Annotated in this window: 3 protein-coding genes; all 3 read right to left on the minus strand. The window is 35.4% G+C overall.

Annotated features, from left to right (window positions below; all coding sequences use genetic code 11):
• Positions 1-1,871 (minus strand): pLS20_p028 family conjugation system transmembrane protein (locus tag V7014_RS23735; RefSeq protein ID WP_335510987.1); only part of this gene is annotated, 1,871 nt, incomplete at its 3' end.
• A 3-nt stretch (positions 1,872-1,874) separates the two neighbouring features.
• Positions 1,875-4,397: a VirD4-like conjugal transfer protein, CD1115 family gene (locus tag V7014_RS23740; RefSeq protein ID WP_438824967.1), complete on the minus strand. Its 2,523-nt coding sequence runs from the start codon at positions 4,395-4,397 to the stop codon at positions 1,875-1,877.
• A gap of 77 nt (positions 4,398-4,474) precedes the next feature.
• Positions 4,475-5,137, minus strand: a 663-nt coding sequence (locus tag V7014_RS23745; protein WP_335510990.1) for an S-layer homology domain-containing protein, incomplete at its 5' end; no start/stop codon positions are given.

Consider the following 5,137-nt stretch of genomic DNA (forward strand, 5'->3'; position numbering starts at 1 on the left):
CCTACACCTGGATCAGGTGACATTTCACTAGCTAAAGATGGAGAAGTAGAATCAAATTTCCCAGTACTAATAGGGCTTTCACCATTTCCTTTACCTGAAACAGAAGCACCCTCTTTAGCCGGAGTATTACTTTCCATCCCCTGAAGTGAAGCTGTTTCCAATGGAACAGATGTATTTTCTCTTGGAATGGACTCTTTTCCATCCTTTGTCTGTCCAGAACCCACAGATGATTGATCTGTTAAGCCTGAAGATAAAGATTCATTTTGATTCCCATGTAACGCTGAAGACATTTCCGAATTATTTTGATCCTTCGCTGAAGGGATCGATCCAGATTCATCTTGACTAGAAGATCCGGAACTTGAAGACTCGGCTAAGGAAGCTGATGTTGGTAATTCTCCATTCATATTTGAATGAGTATCAACGTCACTATCATTAGCATCAGTATCAGCAGCCATTGAAGTGGATTCTTCTATACCGCCTGGATCATTATCTGTGTCTTCATGAAGTCCAGTAGGAGATATGCCTTTATCTGAAGAATCCGATGTACCACCAAATGATTGATTCTTGTCACTATCATTTTTCATTTCTTCAAATAGACTACCTGCTTGATTACCTGAACCTTCCTCTTGTCCACTAACTGCATCCTTTAAACCACTTAAAGCTCCAGCAACGCCACCACCTACAGCTAACGCTCCTTTTGTTCCAGTAGCAGCAGCCTTTCCTACAGTACTTAAACCTTTAGCACCAGATTTTACAGCTGCATAACTAGCAGCAGCCGCAGACCAACCACTCTTTAATCCAGCATCAATACCAAATAAACGCTCACAAAGAACCGGCCCATCTATAAGCGCTAAACTGATAGCTATTAAAGCAATTAAATAAGCTGGGCCTTTTATATTGGCTGCAATATACTCTGTACCAATGAGATATAATTTCATGGACATAAAAATCATGATAATGATCAAGAATGTATTAAGTATGCTTTTTAATACTTGTTTTAACATTTGACCACCCGCAACATCAGCTGGTGCAATAATCGTGGCTAAAATATAATTAAACGCTAATTCATAGCAAAGTTTAGCTAACTTTATAGACGTAAATAATAACGCCATACCTGTAACTAAAAGGGAAATCGTGATTGTCCAAAAATCCCATTGCCAACGATAATAATGTTCTTTGAAAAAATCAAAAAAGCCATTATCCAATTCAACAATTACTTCTTGTCCACTCGGTAATAGCTTTATTTCATTCTGTACTATATCCTGACCATTATCGGATAACTTTTTGTCTTCTGCTACTTCAAAATCTTCATCTACGGTTTCCGTAATATCGATATTTCTAATATTTTCTTCTGATATTTTATTTCGTTCTTTCAGTTCAGTTGACTTCCAACCGTTCACATCATATTGAGCAATATCTGTCATATGATCTTTTATTATTTTTTCGCTAATCGAAGCTTGTGGGCTAGCATCAATTGCTTTAATCGCTTGATCAGTGAATTTATCTGCTTTCATCATACTTGTATTTAAAACTAAGAGAACAGCAATCGAAATAAATATGTTCATCGCTATTTGTTCCCTATTAATTTTACGTTGGAAGATCAAACAATACCCAATATACAAGAAAGAGAAAGCTAAAAGAATATACAGAAAGGGTTGTATCATGGTTACAAATTCTTGTACTTTTGGTGAAGCAAAAAAGGTTTTCATTCCTAAAATTGTATCTGTTATATTCTCTAATCCATCAACCAACCAGGATAAACCTTGAATAATTAGCCAACCAACCCATCTAAAAGCATAGTTCCACATGTTACTAACTTCTAACACATCGCTAAACTTATTTAAGACCTCTAATATTTGTTCATCGCTCACAGGCTACACCCCCTTACTTTGTTCAATAAATTTCGCTAACTTATTTTCAACAACCTGGTACACATTTTTAGGGATTTGATCATTATGAGCTAATACATGTAAATGCTCTTGAAATTCATCTAATGTACATTGAGTAATCGCTTCTCTATCCATTGAAAGAATGTTCATAAAACAAGATGAAACTAACGAATACACCGTTGGATCAGTCTCGAACCATTCTTCAACCGTTAAGCAGCCACTTTCCTTTTCACTATGTTTAACCTCTTCTGGAACAGGTTGCGCTTCTTCTGCATTTTCTTTTATTTCAGCCTTGCTTTCCTCTTTATTTTCAGATGTCATTTTCTCTTTTTCTTCAGATGTACTTTGCATTTGTTCCGTTTGTTCTTCTTGTTCCATAGCATCCGTCCAATTAATCGCTAGCGATTGAATATCCAAATTTTCATGTAAAGATGGTATGTCTATATCCAAAATAGATTTATCGGTATCAAACTCTTTCGCTAAGTACTCCCATCTATATTTCAACCTTGTTTTATCAGTGTTAAATATCGGATAAGCCGTAATACGGTTTCTATTTTGATCTGTACGCTTTATAACACGAAGAACAACGCTTTCACCTTCCTGCAATCCTTTTAACTCACTAGCTGTCAATAATGGACGACCATCTACACCTTCTGTTTTATTTTTATCTAAAGAAAAGCCTTGTCCATTACGAGAAAGAGAATTTATCGTTTTATCCCCTAGTTTTTTAGAAATTTTATCGGCTGTTTCCTGGTCATTAGTTAAAATATAAATCGTATTACCACAGTTTCCATCAATGGTAGGAGCATCATCACCATACTTGTTTTTAAGCTGTGAATATGCTTGAATAATCAAGTTAAATCGGATATTACGTCCTAAACAAACCGTAATAATATTAGCCATTCCCTCAATGGAAGGCATGTTTCCAAACTCATCAAGCAAGAAGACAACTTCTCTATGGCATTTACCTCCACGTGACAAGGAAGCATATTTGGCCAATACAAAGTACAATTGACGAATAAAGATCGATGCAATGACATGATTACTTGAATCATAATCCGGAGTAATCATAAATATGGCGGTAGGTTTTTCAAATAATACAATGGAGTTTATTTTAAGATTAGAACTCTCTTGAATCACTTCAAAATCAACTACACCATTCTCTTCTTGGATACTCCAAATACGTACTACAAGTTTCTCTTCCCCTTGTCTTAATTCGATAGAATCACCTATTTTAGCACTATGCTTAAAATGCAACTCGAATAATCCAACACTATTGGTTTTAACCGTCTCTTCTTTACCAGCTATAGTAAGAGTAATTCGTTGATTTGGTTTCCCTGTTCCTTTTATCTGTTTTCCAAAGCCTATACGTGTCAGGTCTAGACTATTTTCAGAAGTCATTTTAGCGATTTCGTCAAAGGTAAAGATGGATAAAGCATTCATCGTTTGAGTGAAGATTCCACCCCTTGTTGTCCCTTTCGAGAAGTTAGAAGTAGCATATTGCATTTTCGCTACACTATCACTCGGTAATGATTGAAAATAAATATCCAACGCATTTTGTGGGAAACCTTCATCATCTAATACCTCTTGAGAACCTAAATCAGACAACATATTCGCAACAGTATACATTGTTATTTTTTCTTCTTGTCCTTCCCGGATGCATTTATCTGTAATAGCTAAAATCATGGCATTACATAAACTCATCGCACATTGTTGCCAAAACGGATCTTTTGCATTTGGATTGTAATAAAGAGTATGTGTCAGTGTTTTACATAAAGCCTGTGCCGTTGAATAATCGCCTTCCTTATAGGCTTCCTTCACAAGCTGAAGCAAATTATAACTCATAGATTCCATCGGATTTTGCAAGTTTAAAACTTCAATGTGATACCCTCGCTCAATCAAAGTATCTCTAGAAGCCGTAAACAGTTCACCTTTGGGATCATTTAAAATTAATGACGGCTGGAATTCGGCCCTGGAATACACATCAATACAAGGGAATACAAAGGTTTCACCTTTACCAGAACGTGTTGTACCGATAATTAGATTATTAACAGGGCTATCATCTATGAAGATTTGATTACCTAATCTTGAGATAACAACCCCACCATTTCCCTTATAGTGCTGTTTTCTTTCCGGTACAGCTTTATATTGCTTCTTTAATTCTTCTTCTGTAGTAAAGCGACTTGAGCCTTTTTGTTCCTGGTTTAAATCTTTATAGTTTGTTCTTACTAAATAAATAAACCGTAAGACAAATAATCCAGATATAACAAACGCAATGCAATAATAGATTGGATAATCTGAAATTGGCATCTCAAAAAAAGAAGATAACTTAAAAGAAAAAGGTTGCGGATCTAACCCGTCATTAGCTATCGAAGAAAATAAATCTTTAAACATAAACAAAATAAAGTTAGCAATAAGTAAAGAAAGCACAAATAAAAGAGCACTCAACACCATAAGTACTTTTTTTGTCGCTAACCAATGTTTCATTTTTTCTTCCAACTTATGCACCTTCCTTTCAACTACTTATTTCACTTTTAACGAAATAAAAGCAAGCAATTAATAGCATTGCTTGCTTTTCAAACTTGTTACTTATCTGTTTTTTCTAAAAAACGGTCTAGTATGACAGCTACTTCAGCTCGTGTAGACTTAGCTAAAGGATCAAATTTATTTCCTTTTCGACCATTCATAATAGAAGCTTCATAGATCGCTTCAACGCTATCTTCAGCCCATTTGCTTATTTGCTTAGAATCGCTAAACGGCTCACGTTCAACAGTAGGCAATTTGATATTTTTATAGTTGATATAGTTATCCATTATTACTGCCATTTCTTGTCGTGTTATAGCCTGGTGTGGGTTGAAAGTATCTGATGTTACACCTTTTATCAACTTATTCTTATAAGCCCATTCGACTGGTTTAGCGTAATAATCGTTATAGTTTACATCTTTAAAGGTTTTACTTACATATTCATTTTTATCATCTTCTAAACGATGAAGAACCGTAACAAACATAGCTCTAGACATAGTACCCTCTGGATTGAACATATTATCTTTAGTGCCTAAAAATAGACATTTTTCTACCACAGATTCAATTTCTTTCTTAGCCCAATGGTTTTCTATATCCTTGAACGTTGTGGCGCATTCATCTCCTATATGTCCATCACTTGAGCCATTACCACCATTTGTGCCACTTCCACCATTTGTGTTACTACCACCATTTGTGCTGTTGCCATCGTTTGTGTTGCTGCCACC

It is taken from the genome of Bacillus sp. JJ722, assembly GCF_036963345.1.
Taxonomy (GTDB): Bacteria; Bacillota; Bacilli; order Bacillales; family DSM-1321; genus Bacillus_AD.